The organism is Microbacterium sp. LEMMJ01 (assembly GCF_002114135.1).
GTDB lineage: Bacteria > Actinomycetota > Actinomycetes > Actinomycetales > Microbacteriaceae > Microbacterium.
Genome location: NZ_NCTV01000007.1, coordinates 25,930 through 44,182, shown reverse-complemented (window position 1 = coordinate 44,182; position 18,253 = coordinate 25,930). Strand labels below are relative to the sequence as shown.

Sequence of the window (18,253 nt, the reverse complement as noted above, 5' to 3'; positions counted from 1 at the left end):
CTGTGGGTGCTGGGTCTGGGAAGTCAGTGCGTGAGGAGCTTCGAGAGGAAGTCCTTGGCGCGGTCGCTCTTCGGGTTCGTGAAGAACTCCTCGGGCTTGGCCTCCTCGACGATCCGGCCGTCCGCCATGAAGACGACGCGATCGGCCGCCTTGCGGGCGAAGCCCATCTCGTGGGTGACGACGATCATCGTCATGCCCTCCTGGGCGAGCTCGACCATGACGTCGAGGACCTCGTTGATCATCTCCGGGTCGAGCGCGCTGGTCGGCTCGTCGAAGAGCATGACCTTCGGCTGCATGGCGAGGGCCCGTGCGATCGCGACGCGCTGCTGCTGGCCGCCGGAGAGCTGCGCGGGGAGCTTGTTCGCCTGCTGCGCGACGCCGACGCGCTTGAGGAGCATCATGGCCTCCGCCTCGGCGTCGGACTTCTTCAGGCCGCGGACCTTGATCGGGCCGAGCGTCACGTTCTCGAGGATCGTGAGGTGCGCGAAGAGGTTGAAGGACTGGAAGACCATGCCGACGTCGGCCCGCAGGTGCGCGAGAGCCTTGCCCTCCGCGGGCAGCTCCTTGCCGTCGATGCGGATCGAGCCGCTGGTGATGGTCTCCAGACGGTTGATCGTGCGGCAGAGCGTCGACTTGCCCGAGCCGGAGGGGCCGATCACGACGACGACCTCCCCCGCGTTGACGGTGAGGTCGATGTCGCTGAGCGCCTGGAACTCGCCGTAGTGCTTCTGGACGTTCTCGACGACGACGAGCGGGGTTTCAGAGGTCATCATTTCTCCAAACTAGCCACGCGATGCGCGCGGTTCCAGGCACCACGGTGAGGTTTACACGTTCGTAATCACCTGATCGCGGCGCCAATGCATCCTCGCAGGGGCACCCCACGGCCCGCCCCCTCGGGCCGCGGGATCGCCCTGCTGCCACGCTCCCAGCGACAGCAGGCAGCAGGTGTCCGATCGTGTGCGATCGACCTCACCCTGGCAGAGCCGGCGCACGGCTGTCAGGGATCTTGAGGATTTCTTGAGGGGGCGCCGGTCACCGGCGCAGATCGCGGTAGTACTGCTCCGCGCCGGGGTGCAGGGGCACCGGTCCGGTGAAGATCGCCGACCGGCGGTCCAGCAGCGCCGCCGCCGGCACATCGGCCGCGAGCGCGGTACGCGCCGCGAACAGGCCCGCGACGAGATCGTGGACGACGCCGGGCGGGGTGCTGCCGGCGGTGACGAGGTAGTTCGGCACCGCCATCGTCGTCACGGAGACGTCGAGTCCGTAGGTGCCCGCAGGCACGTCGGCGGGCCGATACGCGTGGGAGTACCGCTCGTTGACAGCGTTCACCCAGTCCTGCTCGACCGGGAGCAGGCGCACGTCCACGGTCTCCGCGAGGTCCGCGATTCCGGGCGTCGGCAGCCCGCCCACCCAGAAGAAGCCGTCGATCTCGCCGCGCTCCATGGCGGCGATGGAACCGCCGAGGTCGAGCTGCGGATCGTCGATCGCGTCGGCGGCGACGCCGGCCGCGTGGAGCACCCGGGTGGCGATGACGTTCACCCCCGAGTTCTCGGCTCCGAGGGAGATCCTCCGCCCGGAGAGGTCGGCCAGGTCGTCCAGGGCCGAGTCGTCGCGCACGACGATCTGCAGGTACTCGTCGTAGAGACGGGCGATCGCCTGCACGTCCAAGGCCTCGGTGAAGGCACCCGTCCCCGCCACCGCGTCCGCCGCCGCATCACCCTGCGCGAAGCCGAGGAGGGCCTCCCCCGCGTTCACGCGCAACAGGTTGTCCACCGATCCCGCCGTCACCTCCGCCGTGAGGTCGACGTCGAGCTCACGCGACAGCTCGGCCGCGAGGCGGCTGCCGTAGTCGTGGTAGACACCGGTGGGGCTGCCGGCGGCGAGCACGGCGACGGTCTCCGTCCAATCCGCGGAGCGCGGGCTGCACGCGCTCAGCCCGACTGCGGTGACGAGCGCGAGCATGCCGGCGACGACACGCCGCCCCCACGCGCTCATGCCGCCGCCTCCGCCGGGAGGACGAGGGCCACGAGGAGCCCGCCGCCGTCGGCCCCCTGTACCCGCAGCTCGCCCCCGACCGTCGCGAGGAGGTCGGTCGCGATCGCCAGCCCGAGCCCCGTCCCCGGCATGTCGCCGCTGTCCGCGCTCCGCCAGAAGCGATCGGCCGCCGCCGACGCATCCTCCGGCGACAGTCCGGGGCCGTGGTCGCGCACGGTGAGACGGCATTCGTCACCCGCGCGCTGCGCGCCGACCTCGATGGACGAGCCCTCCGGCGAGTACTTCACCGCGTTGTCGATCGCGGCGTCGAGCGCGCTCTCCACGATGGTGCGGTCGGTGATCGTCATGACCGACGACTCCCCCGTCCGGCGCAGCATGATGGCCCGCTGCGCCGCCACCTCCTGCCAGGCCTCGACCCGGCGGCCGGCGACGGCGGCGAGATCGATTGCCGACATGGTGGAGTCGGTGCGACCGCCGCGGGCGAGCCCGAGGAGGGTCTCCAGGATGCGGGTCATCCGCCGGCCCTCCTCCCTGGTCTCCTCCACGTCGTGGTCCCACTCGCGTCCCAGACCCGTCGCGAGGTGCTCGACGCGCAGCAGCAGCGCGTTGAGCGGATTCCGCAACTCGTGCGAGGCGTTCAGCGCGAACTCCTGCTGGCGGGTCATGACGCGCTCGATCTCGTCGGCCATGCCGTTGAACACCCGCGTCATGCGCCGCAGCTCGGGCGGTCCGGTGCCCTCGGCCACCCGCGCGTCCATCTCCCCCCGCTCGATCGCCGCCATCGTCTCGTCGAGGCGGCGCACCGGGGAGAGCACCCAACGGGCCAGCCCGGCGACCAGGAGGATGCCGAGCGCGCACAGCAGCACGACGATGAGGCCGAGCACGAGCGTCTGCCGGAGGATGACGGTCTGCGGCGTCTGGGTGCCTCCGGTCACGAGCACGGCGCCGATCACGTCGCCGTCGTCGAACACCGGCTCCACGAGCGCCGCATCGGACACGATCCAGGCGGAAGAGGTCGGCTGCTCGGCGCGGCGTCCGGAGAGCGCCAGCCGCACCCGCTGCGCATCCCCCTCCGACAGGACCGTGTCTCCGTGGTCCCCCGCCGCCCACGGGCTGCCGGTGAGATCGAACACGGTCACCTCGATCCCGTAGACCTGCTGGAAGCGGCGGACCTCGGCGTCCATCACCGCCGGGCTCCCGGAGCGCAGCGCCTGTCGGGCGCTCGTCGCGAAGTACCCGAGGTCGCCGAGCTGCTCGGCGTAGAACGACTGCTGGACGCTGCGAGCCGCGCTCCACCCCGTCACGCCGCCGAGCGCGACGAGCACCACGATCAGCGGCACGAGGAAGACGACGGTCAGGCGGCGGCGCACGTGTCAGGACCCCGCGAGCCGGTAGCCGACGCCGCGCACGGTCTCGATGAACGCGCGGTCGCCGCTCTTCTTCCGGATGGCCGCCACATGCACTTCCAGCGAGTGGCCGAAGCCGCGCCAGTCGGTGTTCCAGACCTCGCGGATGAGGCGCTCCTTCGGCACCGCGACACCCGGATACCGCGCGAGCACGCCCACGATGTCGAACTCCTTGCGGGTGAGCGCCAGCGGCACCCCGCCGACCTGCACCTCCCGCGCGACGAGGTCGATCTGCACCGCGCCGCCATGCAGCAGCACGCGGGTGTCCGGCTCCGTCCGCAGCGGCCGCGACCGCCGAGTGACCGCCTCGATCCGCGCCAGGAGCTCGTGCACGTCGTAGGGCTTCACCACGAAGTCGTCGGCGCCGGCGCGCAGTCCCTTGATGCGCTCGGCGACCTGGTTGCGCGCGGTGACGATGACGATCGGCACGTCGGAGCGCCCGCGGATGCGGCGGCAGAGGTCGATGCCGTCGACATCCGGCAGCCCGAGATCGAGCAGCACGACCTCGGTGTCGGCATCCAGGTGTTCCAGCGCCGCGTTCCCATCGGCCGCGTGCACGGTGGCATAGCCCGAGCGCGCGAGGAAGGCCTGCAAGGCCCCCGCCACCCGCTCGTCGTCCTCGACGATCAGAATCCTCATCTCCCCGCGCCCCGCCTCACCCGGTCAGCCGGCCGGAGCCGCGCGTTGGGCGAACGCGCTCTCGTACAGGCACACGCTCGCCGCGGTGGCCAGGTTCAGCGACTCCGCGCGCCCGAAGATCGGCAGCCGGAGCACCCGGTCGGCCCTGGTCAGAGCCTCGTCCTCGAGTCCGCGCGCCTCGTTGCCGAACAGCCACGCGGTCGGCTCGCCGAGGACGCCGTCGGCGCGTGCGGCGAGGAGGTCGTCCCCCTTCACATCCGCCGCGAGGATCTGCATTCCCGCCTCGTGCGCACGCCGGACGACCTCGTCGAGCTCGCCGCCCACCGAGACCGGGAGGTGGAAGAGCGAGCCGGTCGTCGCCCGAACCACCTTGGGGTTGTACGGGTCGACGGTGCGGCCGGTCAGCACCACCGCGTCGGCGCCCGCCGCGTCCGCCGCGCGGATGATCGTGCCCAGGTTGCCGGGGTCGCGCACCTCCTCGCAGATCGCGATGAGGCGCGGCGTGCCGTCGAAGATCTCGCGGACCGAGGTCGGCGTCTGGCGGACCACCGCGACGAGTCCCTGGGGCGTCACCGTGTCGGCCATCGCGTTGAGCACGTCCTCGCTCACGTACTCGACCTCGACGTCGGCGTCCGCCGCCTTCGCGCGGATGTCCGCGTGCTTCTCCCAGCCGTGCGGAGTCGCGAAGAGCTCGACGATCGCCTCCGGGCGGTACGTCAGCGCCTCGCGGACGGACTGCGGACCTTCCAGCAGGAAAAGACCGGTCTCGGTGCGGGCGCTGCGCTTGGTCAGCTTGGCGACGGCACGGACTCGGGGGGAACGGGGGTTCTCCAGCACGAACTCAGTCTACGGTCAGCCCGACACCGTCCGGATACGCGGAACGGGCGCCTTCCCGGAGGAAGACGCCCGTTCGGAAGCGAGATGCTTACGCCGCCGACTTGGGCGCGTTGACGTCGGAAGGCAGAGCCTTCTTCGCCGTCTCGACCAGCGTCGCGAACGTCGCGGCGTCGTTCACCGCGAGGTCGGCGAGCATGCGACGGTCGACCGTGACACCCGCGAGGCCCAGCCCCTGGATGAAGCGGTTGTACGTCATGCCGTTCTGGCGGGCCGCAGCGTTGATGCGCTGGATCCACAGACGACGGAAGTCGCCCTTGCGCTTGCGGCGGTCCCGGTACGAGTAGACCAGGGAGTGGATGACCTGCTCCTTGGCCTTCCGGTAGAGGCGCGAACGCTGACCGCGGTAGCCGGAGGCGCGCTCGAGGATGACCCGACGCTTCTTGTGGGCGTTGACCGCCCGCTTGACTCTTGCCATTTTCCTGTGTTCCTATCCTGCGATCGGGCGCGTCAGCGACCGAGAAGCTTCTTCGCGACCTTGAAGTCCGCCTTCGCGAGCACCTGGTCCTGGTTCAGACGACGGGTGCGACGGCTCGACTTGTGCTCGAGGTTGTGGCGCATCCCGGCCTGCTGCTTCTTCAGCTTGCCGCTGCCGGTGATCTTGAAGCGCTTCTTAGCACCCGAGTGGGTCTTCTGCTTCGGCATCTTCTCTTCCTTCGTATGGCGCCTTCTCAGGCGACGGTGTCAACCCGCGGTGCGGGAGTTCTGGGGGCGGACCTACTCCGCCTTGGCGTCCGCGGAGGCGTCCGCGTCGTTCTTCGCGTCGCGCGCGGCCTGCTTGTTCGCGGCGCGCACGGCGTTCTGCTCCTGCTTCGCCTCGGACTTGCTCTTGTGCGGCGCGACGACCATCACCATGTTGCGGCCGTCGATGGTCGGGTTCGACTCGACCGTGCCGAACTCGGCGACGTCCTCGGCGAACTTGCGCAGCAGACGGACACCCTGCTCCGGGCGCGACTGCTCGCGACCGCGGAAGAGGATCATGGCCTTGACCTTGTCGCCGGCCTTGAGGAAGCCCTCGGCGCGCTTGAGCTTCGTCGTGTAGTCGTGCGCCTCGATCTTCAGACGGAAGCGGACTTCCTTGAGGATCGTGTTCGCCTGGTTGCGACGCGCTTCCTTTTCCTTCTGCGCGGCCTCGTACTTGAACTTGCCGTAGTCCATGATCTTGACGACGGGCGGCTTCGAGTTCGGGGCGACCTCGACGAGGTCGAGATCGGCTTCCTGGGCGAGACGCAGCGCTGCCTCGATGCGGACAACGCCGATCTGCTCACCCGCGGGGCCGACGAGGCGGACCTCGGGGACGCGGATGCGCTCATTGGTACGGGGATCGCTGATGCGGAGCTCCTTAGACGATGTGATTCGGCCACCGCGATGCTGTCTGCATCCCGGGCGAAATCGGAGTCGTCCCCCACCCACCGGCTCTCAGACGCCGGCTCCGCACCCTGTCTACCGGTCCTCTCGTGACGAGCGGAGCCGGCGGAGTGCAAGACCCGGTAGCCTGGAACGGCAAGCGCGGGTGGGAAGTGAATCCTCTTTCGTTCCGGAGCACGACGCTCCGGAGCCCGCCAAAGTCTAACAGAAAGCAAGGCGAAGTGACGAACCAGGCATCGGACGAGGCGGCCCGCGAGCGCGAGGAGCGATGGGCTCGGCAGGAGGAGGCAGCCTCCTCGGCCGTCCGTGACATCGCCGACGTCCCGGCCGTCGAGGTGATCACCACCGCCGCCGTGCACCTCATGAGCGCGGCGGCCGTGAAGCTCGGCCTCGCGGACGACCCGGACGCCGCGGCCCAGCTCGACCTGGACGAGGCGCGCAAGCTCATCAATGCCCTCGCGGGGCTCATCACCGCCGGCGCCCCGGAGATCAGCGACATGCACGCCCGGTCGCTGCGAGACGGCCTCCGGTCGCTGCAGCTCGCCTTCCGCGAGGCCTCGACGATCCCCGACCCGATCGGCAAGGGGCCGGGCGAGAAGTGGACCGGCCCGGTCACCTGACCCGGCCGACGCTCCGCCTCAGATGCTGCGGCGGAGCTTGACCGTCAGCGAGTCGGCGAGGACGGCGATCCGGTCGTCCGCCGCCCAGCGCTGAGCGAGCCGTGCGAGAACGGCATCCAGGACCTCTCGCTCCAACCCGTCGACGAGCTCCAGGACCACGATGAGCTCCGGTCCGCGGAGGCGCGCGTCCGGGTCACCCGGCGCGACGGAGACGTCGATCACGGCGAGCTCGTGGGCGATGCTCTCCCGGAGGGCGGTGACGACCTCGGGAGAGAGGTAGCTCGGCTCCCACGCGTGTCCCTGCGCCACGGCCCAGACGGCGGGGCGGCGGATCACGAACTCGGTGTCGGACGTGGGGTCCAGCACGATGAGATCGGTGTCCTCCGACGACGCGGCCAGGGCCGCACGGACGGCCTCGACCGGGATGGGACGCGCCGACGGGTCCCAGCGCTGCATCGTCTCGACCGAGGAGAACACCGGCTGGACGCGGCGCCCGTCCGGTGCGGCCACGGTGACGATCGAGAGCTCCTGCGTCTTGTCCACCGCGAGACCGCTGGGCGCCACGCCCTCCTCGCCCTTCTCCGCTATCAGGGGCACGAGCACCCGGGCGGAGCGGAACGCGTCGACGACCTCGGCCTGACTCCCCTCGCCCGCACGGAAGCGGTGCAGCGCGGCGAGCAGAGCGGGGTCCGCCGAGCCGTCGTCGGCCGCGTGCGGATTCGACTCGAAGCTGCGCCCCTCCCAGGGGACGCCGGCGGAATCGGCCCGGTTGTGCGACTCCGGATCGCAGGCGTGCGGATCAGTCTCCGGCGACATCCAGGGCCTCCGCGAGCGTGAAGGCGCCCGCGTACAGAGCCTTCCCGACGATGGCGCCCTCGACGCCCAGGGGCACGAGGTCGCGCAGCGCGGCGATGTCGTCGAGGTTCGAGATGCCGCCGGACGCGACGACCGGCTTCGGCGTGCGCGAGGTCACCTCGCGCAGGAGTTCCAGGTTCGGGCCGCGCAGCGTGCCGTCCTTGGTCACGTCGGTGACGACGTAACGGCTGCAGCCGGCGTCCTCGAGGCGCTCGAGCACCTCCCACAGGTCGCCGCCCTCCTTCGTCCAGCCGCGCGCCGCGAGGGTCGTGCCGCGGACGTCGAGGCCGACGGCGATCGCCTCGCCGAAGCGGCTGATCACGTCGGCCGCCCACTCGGGGTTCTCCAGAGCGGCGGTGCCGAGGTTGATGCGGGCGGCGCCGCTCTCCAGAGCGGCCTCCAGGCTCGCATCGTCCCGGATGCCGCCGGAGAGCTCGACGTTGACGTTCTTGAACTGCTTGATGACCTTGCGCAGGATCGGCGCGTTGCTGCCGCGTCCGAACGCCGCGTCGAGGTCGACGAGGTGGATCCAGGAGGCCCCCTGCGACACCCACTCCCCTGCCGCGTCGAGCGGGTCGCCGTAGCTCGTCTCGGTCCCGGCCTCCCCCTGCGTGAGACGGACCGCCTTGCCGCCGGCGACATCGACCGCGGGAAGGAGCGTGAGCGAGGGGGACTGCGCGAAGTCGTTCATGGGGTCCTTGGTTCGGGTGGGTCTGCGGCCCGAGCGGGCACGAGAGACGAGGGTAGTCCGCCGGGGGGCGCGGGACAAACCGCGTGACGCCGGGCGCCGACGCGGCTGGGGGTCAGAGGCTCTGCACCCAGTTCCGGAGCAGCTGGATGCCGGCGTCCCCGGACTTCTCCGGGTGGAACTGCGTCGCCGAGAGCGGGCCGTTCTCGACGGCCGCGAGGAAGGGGCCGCCGTAGGTCGCCCACGTGAGCACGGGCTGCGGGAACGGCGGGATCACGTCCAGCTCCCAGGACTGCGCGGCATAGGAGTGCACGAAGTAGAAGCGCTCCTGCTCGATGCCGCGGAACAGGACGGTGTCCTCCCCCGGCTCCACCGTGTTCCAGCCCATGTGCGGCAGGACCGGGGCGTCGAGCTCCGTCACAGCACCCGGCCACTCGCCGAGGCCCGCGGTGTCGTGCCCCCGCTCGACGCCGTGCTCGAACAGCACCTGCATGCCGACGCAGATGCCGAGTACCGGTCGGCCCCCCGCGAGACGACGGCCGATGATCTCGTCGCCGCCGTGGGCGTGCAGGGCGTCCCGCACAGCCTGGAAGGCGCCGACACCGGGCACGACGAACCCGTCGGCCTCCAGCGCCTCGGTGCGGTCGCGGGTCAGCACGGCATCGGCTCCCGCGGCGACGAGCGCCTTCACAGCGGAGTGGACGTTCCCGGACTCGTAGTCGAAGACGGCGACCCGCGGCGCGGCGCTCACAGCGCCCCCTTGGTCGACGGGATGCCGTCGACGAGAGGATCCAGGGCCTTCGCCTGGCGGAACGCTCGCGCGAACGCCTTGAACTCGGCCTCGGCGATGTGGTGCGGGTCGCGCCCGCTCAGCACCCGCACGTGCACGGTCAGCGCGGCGTTGAAGGTGATGGCCTCGAAGACGTGCCGCACGAGGGATCCCGTGAAGTGCCCGCCGATCAGGTGGTGCTCGAAGCCCGCGGGCTCCCCCTCGTGCACGAAGTAGGGGCGGCCGGAGATGTCGACGACCGCCTGCGCGAGCGCCTCGTCCAGGGGGACGAGGGCGTCGCCGTACCGGGAGATGCCGGACTTGTCTCCGAGGGCGGCCAGGATCGCCTGGCCGAGCACGATCGAGACGTCCTCCACGGTGTGGTGCGCGTCGATGTGGGTGTCCCCGGAGGCCCGCACGGTGAGATCCGTCAGCGAGTGCTTGGCGAACGCCGTGAGCATGTGGTCGAAGAACGGCACCGAGGTGTCGATACGGCTCGCACCGGTGCCGTCGAGGTTCAGCTCGACCTCGACGGTGGACTCCGACGTGCTGCGCACGCGGCTCGCGGTGCGTGCGGTGGGCGCGGGGATGGTCATGATGCCGATCCTATCGAGGCCAGGGCGTCCAGGAACGCCGTCGTCTCCGCCTCCGTGCCGGCGCTCACCCGCAGGTGGCCGGGGATGCCGACGTCGCGGACGAGCACACCGCGGTCGTACAGCTGCTGCCACGTCGCCTGCGGATCCGCGACGCCGCCGAACAGCACGAAGTTGGACCACGAGAGGTGCGGGGTGTACCCGAGGGCTTCGAGCGTCGCCGTGATGCGGTCCCGCTGCTCCACGATCTCCTGCACCATGCCGAGCATGACGTCGGCGTTGCGGAGGGCGGCGACCGCGGCGGCCTGCGTCAGAGCGCTGAGGTGGTACGGCAGTCGCACGAGCCGGAGCGCGTCGATGAACGCCGGGTCGGCCGCGAGGTAGCCGACGCGGGCGCCGGCGAAGGCGAAGGCCTTGCTCATCGTTCGGGAGACGGCGAGGCGCGGCCGTCCTTCCAGGAGGGTGAGGGCCGACGCCGCATCCCGTGGCGCGAACTCCTGGTAGGCCTCGTCGACGATCACGACGCCGCGGGCCGCCTCGTAGACGGCCTCCACGACGTCGAGCCCCAGCGGGGTGCCGGTCGGGTTGTTCGGCGAGCAGAGGATCACGATGTCGGGGTCGGCCGCGCGCACCTGCTGCGCCGCCTCCTCCGGGGTGACCGTGTAGTCGGGCTGACGGGTGCCCGCGATCCAGGACGCGCCCGTCCCCTTCGCGATGAGCGGGTACATGGAGTACGTGGGCGCGAATCCGAAGGCCGTGCGTCCCGGCCCGCCGAACGCCTGGAAGATGTGCTGCAGCACCTCGTTGGACCCGTTGCCCGCCCAGATCTGCTCCGGCGTGAGGCCGTGACCCAGGTAGTCGGCGAACGCCTCCCGCAGCGTCGTGAACTCGCGGTCCGGGTACCGGTTCACGTCTCGGATCGCCACGGCGATGTCATCGAGGATGTCGCTCGCGACCTCGTCGGGAACCGGATGCGTGTTCTCGTTGACGTTCAGCGCCACCGGCAGCGGGGCCTGCGGCGCTCCGTACGGGGTGAGTCCGCGCAGATCGTCGCGGAGCGGGAGATCGTTGAGGGAGAAGGTCACCCTTCCCATCTTAAGAGGAGCAGGGAGAGCCGAGGTCATCGTGACGATTCGGCCGGGAGGACTCGGCGTCAGTCGGTGTACCGCGCCGGCAGTGCGAGCTCCTGGCCGACCTGGAGCTCCCCGCCGCGCAGCAGGTTCATGCGGGTGATCTCACCGATGACATCCCGCGGGTCGGCCTCGGGAGCGATGCTGCTCGCGATCGACCATAGGGTGTCGCCGGGCATGACCGTGACGGTCTCGACGGAGACGGCCGGCGCATCCGCGCCGGAGGCGGTCGCGCTGCCTCCGCTGAGGGCGGCGAAGGCGATGCCCGCCACGAGCGGGACGGACGCGAGCGCGAGCAGAGTGCGACGGCCGCGTGCCGTGATCCGCAGCCGGGTGGCCGGACGGGCCGATGCCGGGAGGGCGGTCGCGGTGCTGAGGCTGATGCTGCTCATGTCTGCTCCTTACTGTCCCGGTGCCGGAGCCCGGGGAGGTTGGCGTAGCTTTCGCATCCGCGCCTCGGCCGGGAGCCGTGGATGCGAAGCTACGTTCCGAAGATATCTTCGAGTTCGAATATCTGTCAAGCTGTCTTCGAAACCACGCCCCGCGAATCAGCCGACACGCTCGAACAGATCTTCCAGATCGGCGCTTTTCTCGGATACGGTTTCGATAAGGACACCCCACCACGGGCCACCGACATTCGAAGCGGCACGTCGGATCACGCAGTGAAGGAGCACCATGAGCGACACCTCAGCCCTCGAGTCCGAGGCGCCGCGCACCCGCCGTCGCAAGAGCCTCAGCCCGAAGCAGATGGCGATCCTCGAGGTCATCCAGGCCTCGATCGCGCAGAACGGCTATCCGCCGAGCATGCGCGAGATCGGCGACGCCGTCGGGCTCAAGTCGCTGTCCAGCGTCACCCACCAGCTCGGTCAGCTCGAGCTCAGCGGCTACCTGCGTCGCGACCCGGGCAAGACGCGTGCCATGGAGGTCCTCATCGACCTTCCCGGCACGGGCGCGGAGAACCCGGCGGACGTGGCGACCCCCGTGGGCGATGCCGCCCTGGTCCCGCTGGTGGGGCGTATCGCCGCGGGCGTGCCGATCACGGCGGACCAGCAGGTCGAGGAGATCTTCCCGCTCCCCCGGCAGCTCGTCGGCAAGGGCGACCTGTTCATGCTCAAGGTCTCCGGGGAGTCGATGATCGACGCCGCCATCTGCGACGGCGACTGGGTCGTCGTGCGCTCGCAGAACACGGCGGAGAACGGCGAGATCGTGGCCGCCATGCTCGACGGCGAGGCCACCGTCAAGGTGCTCCGGCGTCGCGACGGCCACACGTGGCTGCTCCCCCGCAACTCCGCGTTCGAGCCGATCCTGGGCGACGAGGCGGTCGTGCTCGGCAAGGTCGTCGCGGTCATGCGCGCCGTCTGAGTCACCGCATCGTCGGTGAGACGAGAACGAAGGCCCTCCCGGGCGCACCGGGAGGGCCTTCGTGTGTCCGGGGACGACCGCGTCAGGCGGTGACCACCACGTCTTCGCGCACGCGCCGCGTGGCCTCGACGATGTTCCGCAGCGACGCCGTGGTCTCGGCGTATCCGCGGGTCTTCAGACCGCAGTCCGGGTTCACCCAGAGCTGACGGAGGGGGATCTCCTCCACCGCACGCCGCAGCAGGGACTCGACCTCCTCCACGGTGGGCACGCGCGGCGAGTGGATGTCGTACACGCCGGGGCCGATGCCGTGGTCGAAGCCCACCTCGGCGATGTCCGCGACGACCTCCATGCGGCTCCGGGCCGCCTCGATGGACGTGACGTCCGCGTCGAGCGCACGGATCGCGTCGATCACGACGCCGAACTCCGAGTAACAGAGGTGGGTGTGCACCTGGGTCGCCGCCGCAGCGCCGCCCGTGGCCAGACGGAACGAGGCGACGGACCAGTCGAGGTACGCCGGCTGGTCGGCCTGCTTCAGCGGGAGCAGCTCCCGGAGCGCCGGCTCGTCGACCTGGATCACCTGGATGCCCGCGGCCTCCAGGTCGGCGATCTCATCGCGGAGCGCGAGCGCCACCTGGTTCGCCGTCTCCCCCAGCGGCTGGTCGTCGCGGACGAAGGACCACGCGAGGATCGTGACGGGGCCCGTGAGCATCCCCTTCATGTGCTTCGCCGTGAGCGACTGCGCGTACGCCGACCAGCCGACCGTGATGGGCGCGGGACGCGAGACGTCTCCCCAGAGGATCGATGGGCGCGTGGCTCGCGAGCCGTACGACTGCACCCATCCGTGCTGCGTGACCGCGAAGCCGTCGAGGTTCTCCGCGAAGTACTGCACCATGTCGTTGCGCTCCGGCTCACCGTGCACGAGGACGTCGAGACCGAGGTCCTCCTGCAGGGAGACGACCGCGGCGACCTCACGGCGCAGGAACTCCTCGTAGTCGTCCTCGGGGATCTCGCCGCGGAGGAACTGGGCGCGGGCGCGGCGGATGTCGCCGGTCTGCGGGAAGGAGCCGATCGTCGTCAGGGGCAGCGCCGGCAGGCCGAGGGCGTTCTGCGCCTCCTCCCGCTCCTGGTACGGGGCACGGGCGAAGTCGGCGTCGCTCAGCGCACGGGAACGCACCGCACCGTCGCGCACACCGGGAGCGGTCAGGCGGTCCTGCAGCGCAGCAGTCGCGGCGTCCAGCTCGGCCCCGATCGCCGTGCGCCCTTCGGACAGGCCGCGGGCGAGGGTCACGATCTGCTGCACCTTCTGATCCGCGAAGGCGAGCCAGGACACCAGGCGCGCGTCCAGCGCCGTCTCGTCCTCCACGTCGTGCGGCACGTGCAGCAGCGAGGTCGAGGTCGATGCCGCTACCGGGGCCCCGAGCGCGCGGAGCGCCTCCAGAGAGTCGAACGCCGCGGAGAGGTCGCCGCGCCAGATGTTGTGACCGTCGATCACACCGCCGACGAGGGTCTTGCCCTCGAGGCCCGGCACCGCGTCGGGCACGGTGCCGCGCACGAGATCCACGGCGATGGCCTCGACGGGGGCGGCGGCCACGGTCGCGAACGTCGCGCCGAGGCTCGCGTACGGGGCCGCGACGAGGATCGAGGGACGCTCTTCGGCGTTCCCGAGCACCGCGAGCGCGCGCTCCGCGGCGGAGGCGAGCTGTGCGGTCGTGGCCGGCAGGGACTCGCTCACGAGGGCTGGCTCGTCGAGCTGCACCCACTCGGCGCCCGCGGCGCGCAGACGGGCGAGCAGATCGACGTAGACCGGCAGGACGTCCTCCAGCCGCGAGAGCGGCTCGAAGCCCTCCGGCGCGTCGTCCGACGCCTTCGCGAGCGCCAGCAGCGTGACCGGTCCGACGACCACGGGACGCGTGACGAAGCCGGCGGCGACGGCCTCGGCGACCTCGCGCACCAGGCGGTCGCTGGCGAGGGTGAACACCGTCTCCGGACCGATCTCCGGCACGAGGTAGTGGTAGTTCGAGTCGAACCACTTCGTCATCTCCAGCGGCGCCCGCTCGCCCTCACCGCGGGCAACGGTGAACAGGGCGGAGAGGCCGATCGACCCGTCGGCCTCGCGGAGGTCGTCGAAGCGGGCAGGGATCGCGCCGACCGTGACGGCGGCGTCGAGGACCTGGTCGTAGAAGGAGAAGGAGTCCGGGATGGACGAGTCCGTGCGGCCGAGGCCGAGCCCCGCCAGGCGCTCGCGGGTCGCCGCGCGCAGGTCCGCGGCCGTCCGCTCCAGCTCCTGCTCGTTGATGCGGCCGGCCCAGAACGCCTCGACGGCCTTCTTGAGCTCGCGGCGACGGCCGATGCGGGGGTAGCCGAGGATGGTGCCCTCGGGGAATGCGGTCATGGTGTTTCCTTTCGGCGGGGACTAGTGCCGGAGCGCCGGGACGATGCCGGCTTCGGCGAGGACGGTCAAGACGGTCTCGTGCTGGTTGAAGGCGTACAGATGCACGCCGGGGGCCCCGCCGGCGACGACGTCGGCGGCGAGGCGCGCGGCCCAGGAGATCCCGATCTCCCGGCGCCCTTCGGCGGTCGGCTCGACATCGAGGGCGATCGCGAGCTCGCTGGGCAGGTCCTCCCCGGTCAGCTCCAGCACCCGGGCGAGCCGGGCCGGCGACGTGATCGGCATGATGCCGGGGAGGATCGGGATGGTGACGCCTCCGGCGCGGGCGCGCTCCACGAAGGCGAGGTAGTCATCGGGGTGGAAGAAGAGCTGCGTGATGGCGAAGGTCGCCCCCGCAGCCTGCTTGGCGAGCAGCGCCTCGACATCCTGCGTGCGGTGCGTGGCCCGGGGGTGCCCCTTCGGGAACGCGGCGACCGCGATGTCGACCTTCTGCCGCGGGGCGACGAGTGCGGCCCCGGGGAGACCGGGGACCGGAGACTCCTGGTACGGCGCGCGCTCGGCCTGGACGCGATCGATGAGCTGCACGAGCTGGGCGGCGCTCTCCAGGTCGCCCAGGAACGGCTCGCTCTGCCCCGCGGGTGGGTCTCCGCGCAGGGCGAGGAAGCGGAGGATCCCGGCGTCGAGGAACTCCCGGATGAGCGCGGTGGCTCCGGCGTAGGTGTTGCCGACGCAGGTGAGGTGAGCGAGGGGTTCGACGTCGGTGTGCTCCCGGATGAATCGCAGCACATCGAGCGAGCGGCCACCGGTCGAGCCGCCGGCGCCGTAGGTCACCGACAGGAACTCCGGGCCGGCCGCGGCGAGACGACGGACGGTCTCGTGCAGGGCCTCCTGGCTCGACTCCGAGCGCGGCGGGTAGAGCTCGAAGGAGAACGGCACGCGGGAGGCGCGGGAGGCGTCGAACGTGGAAGACATCTTCTCTCCAGGGGACAGGGGCCGGGGTCCGCGCACGACGAAGAGCACGTCGTTCGCGGGCGGGTGCCGGGCTCGGCTGTCGCTCCACGCCCGGGATGAACCGGGCGTTTCCAGAAACCTAGAACACGCCCTCGGCCCGCCGCACGAGTGTGACGTCGTGTGTCACCGCCCGTAGGCTCGAGGCATGTCCTCACCGTTCGGCTCCTGGTCCTCCCCCTTCACCGCCGCAGCCGTCGCAGGAGCGGCACCGCGCATCGACGGGGCCCGCTTCGTGGGCGACGAGGTGTGGTGGGCCGAGTCCGTGCCCGCCGAGGGCGGACGCGTCACGGTGCGCAGCTCGACAGGAGCGGAGATCCTCCCGCCCCCCTGGAACGCCCGCTCTCGCGTACACGAGTACGGGGGCGGTGCCTGGACGGTCGACGACGACACCCTGTACTTCGTCTCCGGCGCAGACCAGCGCGTGCACCGGATGGATCGGGGTGCCGAGCCGCGCCCCCTCACCGCCGCCGGCCCTGCGTACGGCGGGCTGCGCATGCAGAGCGGCCGGCTGCTGGCCGTGCGGGAAGACCTCTCGACCGACCCGCACCGCCGCGCGATCGTGGAGATCCCCGTTGACGGCTCAGCCGCCGAGGACGCCTCCGCGATCCGGGTGACCGTCGAGGGTCCCGGCTTCTTCGCCCATCCCGCGCTCTCGCCCGACGGCAGCCGCGTCGCCTGGGTCGAATGGCAGGCGGACACCATGCCCTGGGAGAGCGCCACGCTCGCGATCGGATCGGCGGCCGGCGGGACGATCACCCGGGTCCCCACCTCCGCCGCCCTGCAGCCGGAATGGATCGGCGACGACACGCTCGTGTTCGCCGACGACGGCTCGGGACGCTGGCAGCTCCAGCACCTCGCGCTCGACGGCGTCCAGCCCGGTGCCTCCCGCCCGCTCACCTCATCCGACGCGGACACCGGCTACGGCCTGTGGGTGCTCGGCAACCGCTGGTTCCAGCCGCTGGCGGACGGCCGCCTCGTGGCCGTCCGCACCGACGGCCGCGACGAGGTGCAGCTCGTGTCCCCGGGCGGCGAGACGCGCGCGATCGCGGTCCCGGCCGACGGGCATCTCAGTGTGGACGACGTCTCCGGCTCCCGCGTGCTGCTCAGCGGAGACGGCTCGCGCGTGACCTCCGGCATCTGGTGCCTCGACGTCGACAGCGGGGTCGTCGAGACCGTCACCGGCGGCGCTGCGGTCGACGAGGACTGGATGCCGGCGGCCCAGCAGCTCGTCGTCGAGGGGGCGCACGGCCCCGTGCACGCCTTCGCCTATCCGCCCGCCGCGCCCGGAGAGCCCCGCGGCGCCGACGGCGAGCTCCCGCCCTACATCGTGCTCGTGCACGGCGGGCCCACCGCCCATGTCACGGGAGCGGCCTCCGCCTCGATCGCCTTCTTCACGAGCCGGGGAATCGGGGTCCTCGACGTGAACTACGGCGGGTCCACCGGTTACGGTCGGGCGTACCGCGACCGCCTGCAGGGACAGTGGGGCGTCGTGGACGTGGACGACGTGATCGCGGCCGCCCGCGGGCTCGCCGACGCCGGGCTCGCCGATCCCGCGCGCATCGCCATCCGCGGCGGCTCGGCGGGCGGCTGGACGGTGCTCTCGGCGCTCGTGCGGGGTGGCACGTTCGCCGCGGGCATCAGCCGCTACGGCGTCGCGGATCTGCGGATGCTCGCCGCCGAGACCCACGACTTCGAGGCGTCGTACCTCGACGGCCTCGTCGGTCCGCTCCCCGCCGCCGAGGACGTGTACATCGAGCGCTCGCCTCTGACCCACGCCGACCGCATCGACGTGCCGGTGCTGCTGCTGCAGGGCGGGGAGGACCGTGTCGTGCCGCCGTCCCAGTCGGAGGCCATCCGCGACGCGCTGGCGGCGAACGGCATCGACCACGAGTACGTGCTGTACCCGGGCGAGGGTCACGGGTTCCGCAGCGCGGAGACCATCGTCGACGCGCTGGAACGCGAGCTCGCGTTCCTCGGCCGGGTGTTCGGCTTCACGCCGAGCCTCTGAGCGCGGGCGGCTACTCGCCCACCCGGTTGCGTAGCCGCATCGCCCGCTCGGCCTCACGGGTGTCCTGGCGTTCGCGGAGGGTCTGACGCTTGTCGTACTCGCGCTTGCCCTTCGCGAGCGCGATCTCGACCTTGGCGCGACCGTCCGAGAAATACAGCTTGAGCGGGATGAGCGTGTATCCGCCCGCGGAGACGGCGTGGGCGAGCTTCGCGATCTCCTCCCGGTGCAGGAGGAGCTTGCGGATGCGCTTGGCCGAGTGGTTCGTCCAGTGCCCCTGCGAGTACTCCGGGATGTGCACGGCGTCGAGGAAGACCTCGTTGCCCTTCACGAACGCGTACCCGTCGCTGAGGTTCGCGCGCCCCTGACGGAGCGACTTCACCTCGGTGCCGGTGAGCACCATCCCCGCCTCGTACGACTTCTCGATGTTGTAGTCGTGACGCGCGCGACGATTGGTCGCGATGACCTTCTCCCCGCGTTCCCTGGGCATGATGATCTCCTGTGCTGTGGTGCCGTGGACGGCTCGGCA

The 18,253-nt window shown here is 71.1% G+C and carries 20 protein-coding genes; 3 read left to right on the top strand and 17 right to left on the bottom strand.

The features are described 5' to 3' along the window. Nucleotides 1-23: 23 nt before the first annotated feature. The 8 genes from B7W94_RS00385 to infC form a co-directional block, all read right to left on the bottom strand. A complete protein-coding gene (locus tag B7W94_RS00385) occupies nt 24-770 on the bottom strand; it encodes an amino acid ABC transporter ATP-binding protein (RefSeq protein ID WP_025105274.1) in 747 nt (248 codons plus the stop codon). 262 nt (nt 771-1,032) lie between these two features. Further along, entirely contained in the window at nt 1,033-1,995 is a 963-nt protein-coding gene (locus B7W94_RS00380) for a TAXI family TRAP transporter solute-binding subunit (RefSeq protein ID WP_085603541.1), read from the bottom strand. Continuing rightward, a complete protein-coding gene (locus B7W94_RS00375; protein WP_085603538.1) occupies nt 1,992-3,365 on the bottom strand; it encodes a sensor histidine kinase in 1,374 nt (457 codons plus the stop codon). Before B7W94_RS00375 ends, B7W94_RS00380 begins: the two co-directional genes overlap by 4 nt. A gap of 3 nt (nt 3,366-3,368) precedes the next feature. After that, complete coding sequence (locus tag B7W94_RS00370; RefSeq protein ID WP_025105277.1) at nt 3,369-4,040, bottom strand: response regulator transcription factor; 672 nt, start codon at nt 4,038-4,040, stop codon at nt 3,369-3,371. A 24-nt stretch (nt 4,041-4,064) separates the two neighbouring features. Beyond that, nucleotides 4,065-4,877 (bottom strand): TrmH family RNA methyltransferase, encoded by an 813-nt coding sequence (locus B7W94_RS00365; protein ID WP_062764629.1) that lies wholly within the window; start codon nt 4,875-4,877, stop codon nt 4,065-4,067. Between the two features lie 88 nt (nt 4,878-4,965). Then, nucleotides 4,966-5,352, bottom strand: coding sequence for a 50S ribosomal protein L20 (rplT, locus tag B7W94_RS00360; RefSeq protein WP_025105279.1), 387 nt, complete (start codon nt 5,350-5,352; stop codon nt 4,966-4,968). A gap of 32 nt (nt 5,353-5,384) precedes the next feature. Continuing rightward, nucleotides 5,385-5,579 (bottom strand): 50S ribosomal protein L35, encoded by a 195-nt coding sequence (gene rpmI / locus B7W94_RS00355; RefSeq protein ID WP_025105280.1) that lies wholly within the window; start codon nt 5,577-5,579, stop codon nt 5,385-5,387. Between the two features lie 72 nt (nt 5,580-5,651). Next, nucleotides 5,652-6,266: a translation initiation factor IF-3 gene (gene infC, locus B7W94_RS00350; protein ID WP_102209100.1), complete on the bottom strand. Its 615-nt coding sequence runs from the start codon at nt 6,264-6,266 to the stop codon at nt 5,652-5,654. Nucleotides 6,267-6,523: 257 nt separating this feature from the next. Here infC and B7W94_RS00345 point away from each other — a divergent pair, with 257 nt between their 5' ends. After that, nucleotides 6,524-6,922 carry a DUF1844 domain-containing protein gene (locus B7W94_RS00345; RefSeq protein ID WP_025105282.1) on the top strand — a complete coding sequence of 133 codons (399 nt, stop codon included), beginning with the start codon at nt 6,524-6,526 and terminating at the stop codon, nt 6,920-6,922. 18 nt (nt 6,923-6,940) lie between these two features. On the opposite strand, the gene B7W94_RS00340 is transcribed toward B7W94_RS00345, so the two are convergent. The 6 genes from B7W94_RS00340 to B7W94_RS00315 form a co-directional block, all read right to left on the bottom strand. Continuing rightward, the gene (locus B7W94_RS00340) at nt 6,941-7,738 is read right to left on the bottom strand and encodes an SseB family protein (protein WP_085603535.1); all 798 of its coding nucleotides are present in this window, start codon (nt 7,736-7,738) and stop codon (nt 6,941-6,943) included. Beyond that, nucleotides 7,722-8,468 carry a bifunctional 1-(5-phosphoribosyl)-5-((5-phosphoribosylamino)methylideneamino)imidazole-4-carboxamide isomerase/phosphoribosylanthranilate isomerase PriA gene (gene priA / locus B7W94_RS00335; RefSeq protein ID WP_025105284.1) on the bottom strand — a complete coding sequence of 249 codons (747 nt, stop codon included), beginning with the start codon at nt 8,466-8,468 and terminating at the stop codon, nt 7,722-7,724. Before priA ends, B7W94_RS00340 begins: the two co-directional genes overlap by 17 nt. 112 nt (nt 8,469-8,580) lie before the next feature. Continuing rightward, complete coding sequence (gene hisH / locus B7W94_RS00330; RefSeq protein ID WP_085603532.1) at nt 8,581-9,216, bottom strand: imidazole glycerol phosphate synthase subunit HisH; 636 nt, start codon at nt 9,214-9,216, stop codon at nt 8,581-8,583. Beyond that, nucleotides 9,213-9,830: an imidazoleglycerol-phosphate dehydratase HisB gene (gene hisB / locus B7W94_RS00325; RefSeq protein ID WP_085603529.1), complete on the bottom strand. Its 618-nt coding sequence runs from the start codon at nt 9,828-9,830 to the stop codon at nt 9,213-9,215. Before hisB ends, hisH begins: the two co-directional genes overlap by 4 nt. Continuing rightward, nucleotides 9,827-10,921, bottom strand: coding sequence for a histidinol-phosphate transaminase (locus B7W94_RS00320; RefSeq protein WP_172400031.1), 1,095 nt, complete (start codon nt 10,919-10,921; stop codon nt 9,827-9,829). The genes hisB and B7W94_RS00320 overlap by 4 nt, the downstream gene beginning before the upstream one ends. 59 nt (nt 10,922-10,980) lie before the next feature. After that, on the bottom strand, nt 10,981-11,349 hold the full coding sequence (locus B7W94_RS00315; protein ID WP_085603526.1) for a LysM peptidoglycan-binding domain-containing protein: 369 nt from the start codon (nt 11,347-11,349) through the stop codon (nt 10,981-10,983). 283 nt (nt 11,350-11,632) lie between these two features. Between B7W94_RS00315 and lexA the strand changes: the two genes are divergently transcribed. Beyond that, nucleotides 11,633-12,319 (top strand): transcriptional repressor LexA, encoded by a 687-nt coding sequence (lexA, locus tag B7W94_RS00310; protein WP_025105289.1) that lies wholly within the window; start codon nt 11,633-11,635, stop codon nt 12,317-12,319. 82 nt (nt 12,320-12,401) lie between these two features. Here the strand turns inward: lexA and metE are convergent, their stop codons facing one another. Beyond that, on the bottom strand, nt 12,402-14,711 hold the full coding sequence (gene metE / locus B7W94_RS00305) for a 5-methyltetrahydropteroyltriglutamate--homocysteine S-methyltransferase (protein ID WP_085603523.1): 2,310 nt from the start codon (nt 14,709-14,711) through the stop codon (nt 12,402-12,404). Between the two features lie 21 nt (nt 14,712-14,732). After that, complete coding sequence (locus B7W94_RS00300) at nt 14,733-15,680, bottom strand: methylenetetrahydrofolate reductase (protein WP_062764648.1); 948 nt, start codon at nt 15,678-15,680, stop codon at nt 14,733-14,735. A gap of 184 nt (nt 15,681-15,864) precedes the next feature. Here B7W94_RS00300 and B7W94_RS00295 point away from each other — a divergent pair, with 184 nt between their 5' ends. Next, complete coding sequence (locus tag B7W94_RS00295) at nt 15,865-17,727, top strand: S9 family peptidase (protein ID WP_085603520.1); 1,863 nt, start codon at nt 15,865-15,867, stop codon at nt 17,725-17,727. Nucleotides 17,728-17,737: 10 nt separating this feature from the next. Here the strand turns inward: B7W94_RS00295 and smpB are convergent, their stop codons facing one another. Next, nucleotides 17,738-18,214 carry an SsrA-binding protein SmpB gene (gene smpB / locus B7W94_RS00290; RefSeq protein WP_050722832.1) on the bottom strand — a complete coding sequence of 159 codons (477 nt, stop codon included), beginning with the start codon at nt 18,212-18,214 and terminating at the stop codon, nt 17,738-17,740. Nucleotides 18,215-18,253: the final 39 nt, after the last annotated feature.

Excerpts from the sequence above, each read along its gene's own strand:
- B7W94_RS00295 (WP_085603520.1), top strand. The coding sequence starts at position 15,865 with ATGTCCTCACCGTTCGGCTCCTGGTCCTCCCCCTTCACCGCCGCAGCC.
- smpB (WP_050722832.1), bottom strand. The coding sequence starts at position 18,214 with ATGCCCAGGGAACGCGGGGAGAAGGTCATCGCGACCAATCGTCGCGCG.
- hisB (WP_085603529.1), bottom strand. The coding sequence starts at position 9,830 with ATGACCATCCCCGCGCCCACCGCACGCACCGCGAGCCGCGTGCGCAGC.
- metE (WP_085603523.1), bottom strand. The coding sequence starts at position 14,711 with ATGACCGCATTCCCCGAGGGCACCATCCTCGGCTACCCCCGCATCGGC.
- B7W94_RS00380 (WP_085603541.1), bottom strand. The coding sequence starts at position 1,995 with ATGAGCGCGTGGGGGCGGCGTGTCGTCGCCGGCATGCTCGCGCTCGTC.
- B7W94_RS00340 (WP_085603535.1), bottom strand. The coding sequence starts at position 7,738 with ATGTCGCCGGAGACTGATCCGCACGCCTGCGATCCGGAGTCGCACAAC.
- B7W94_RS00370 (WP_025105277.1), bottom strand. The coding sequence starts at position 4,040 with ATGAGGATTCTGATCGTCGAGGACGACGAGCGGGTGGCGGGGGCCTTG.
- rpmI (WP_025105280.1), bottom strand. The coding sequence starts at position 5,579 with ATGCCGAAGCAGAAGACCCACTCGGGTGCTAAGAAGCGCTTCAAGATC.
- B7W94_RS00315 (WP_085603526.1), bottom strand. The coding sequence starts at position 11,349 with ATGAGCAGCATCAGCCTCAGCACCGCGACCGCCCTCCCGGCATCGGCC.
- B7W94_RS00300 (WP_062764648.1), bottom strand. The coding sequence starts at position 15,680 with ATGTCTTCCACGTTCGACGCCTCCCGCGCCTCCCGCGTGCCGTTCTCC.
- lexA (WP_025105289.1), top strand. The coding sequence starts at position 11,633 with ATGAGCGACACCTCAGCCCTCGAGTCCGAGGCGCCGCGCACCCGCCGT.
- B7W94_RS00320 (WP_172400031.1), bottom strand. The coding sequence starts at position 10,921 with ATGGGAAGGGTGACCTTCTCCCTCAACGATCTCCCGCTCCGCGACGAT.
- rplT (WP_025105279.1), bottom strand. The coding sequence starts at position 5,352 with ATGGCAAGAGTCAAGCGGGCGGTCAACGCCCACAAGAAGCGTCGGGTC.
- priA (WP_025105284.1), bottom strand. The coding sequence starts at position 8,468 with ATGAACGACTTCGCGCAGTCCCCCTCGCTCACGCTCCTTCCCGCGGTC.
- B7W94_RS00385 (WP_025105274.1), bottom strand. The coding sequence starts at position 770 with ATGACCTCTGAAACCCCGCTCGTCGTCGTCGAGAACGTCCAGAAGCAC.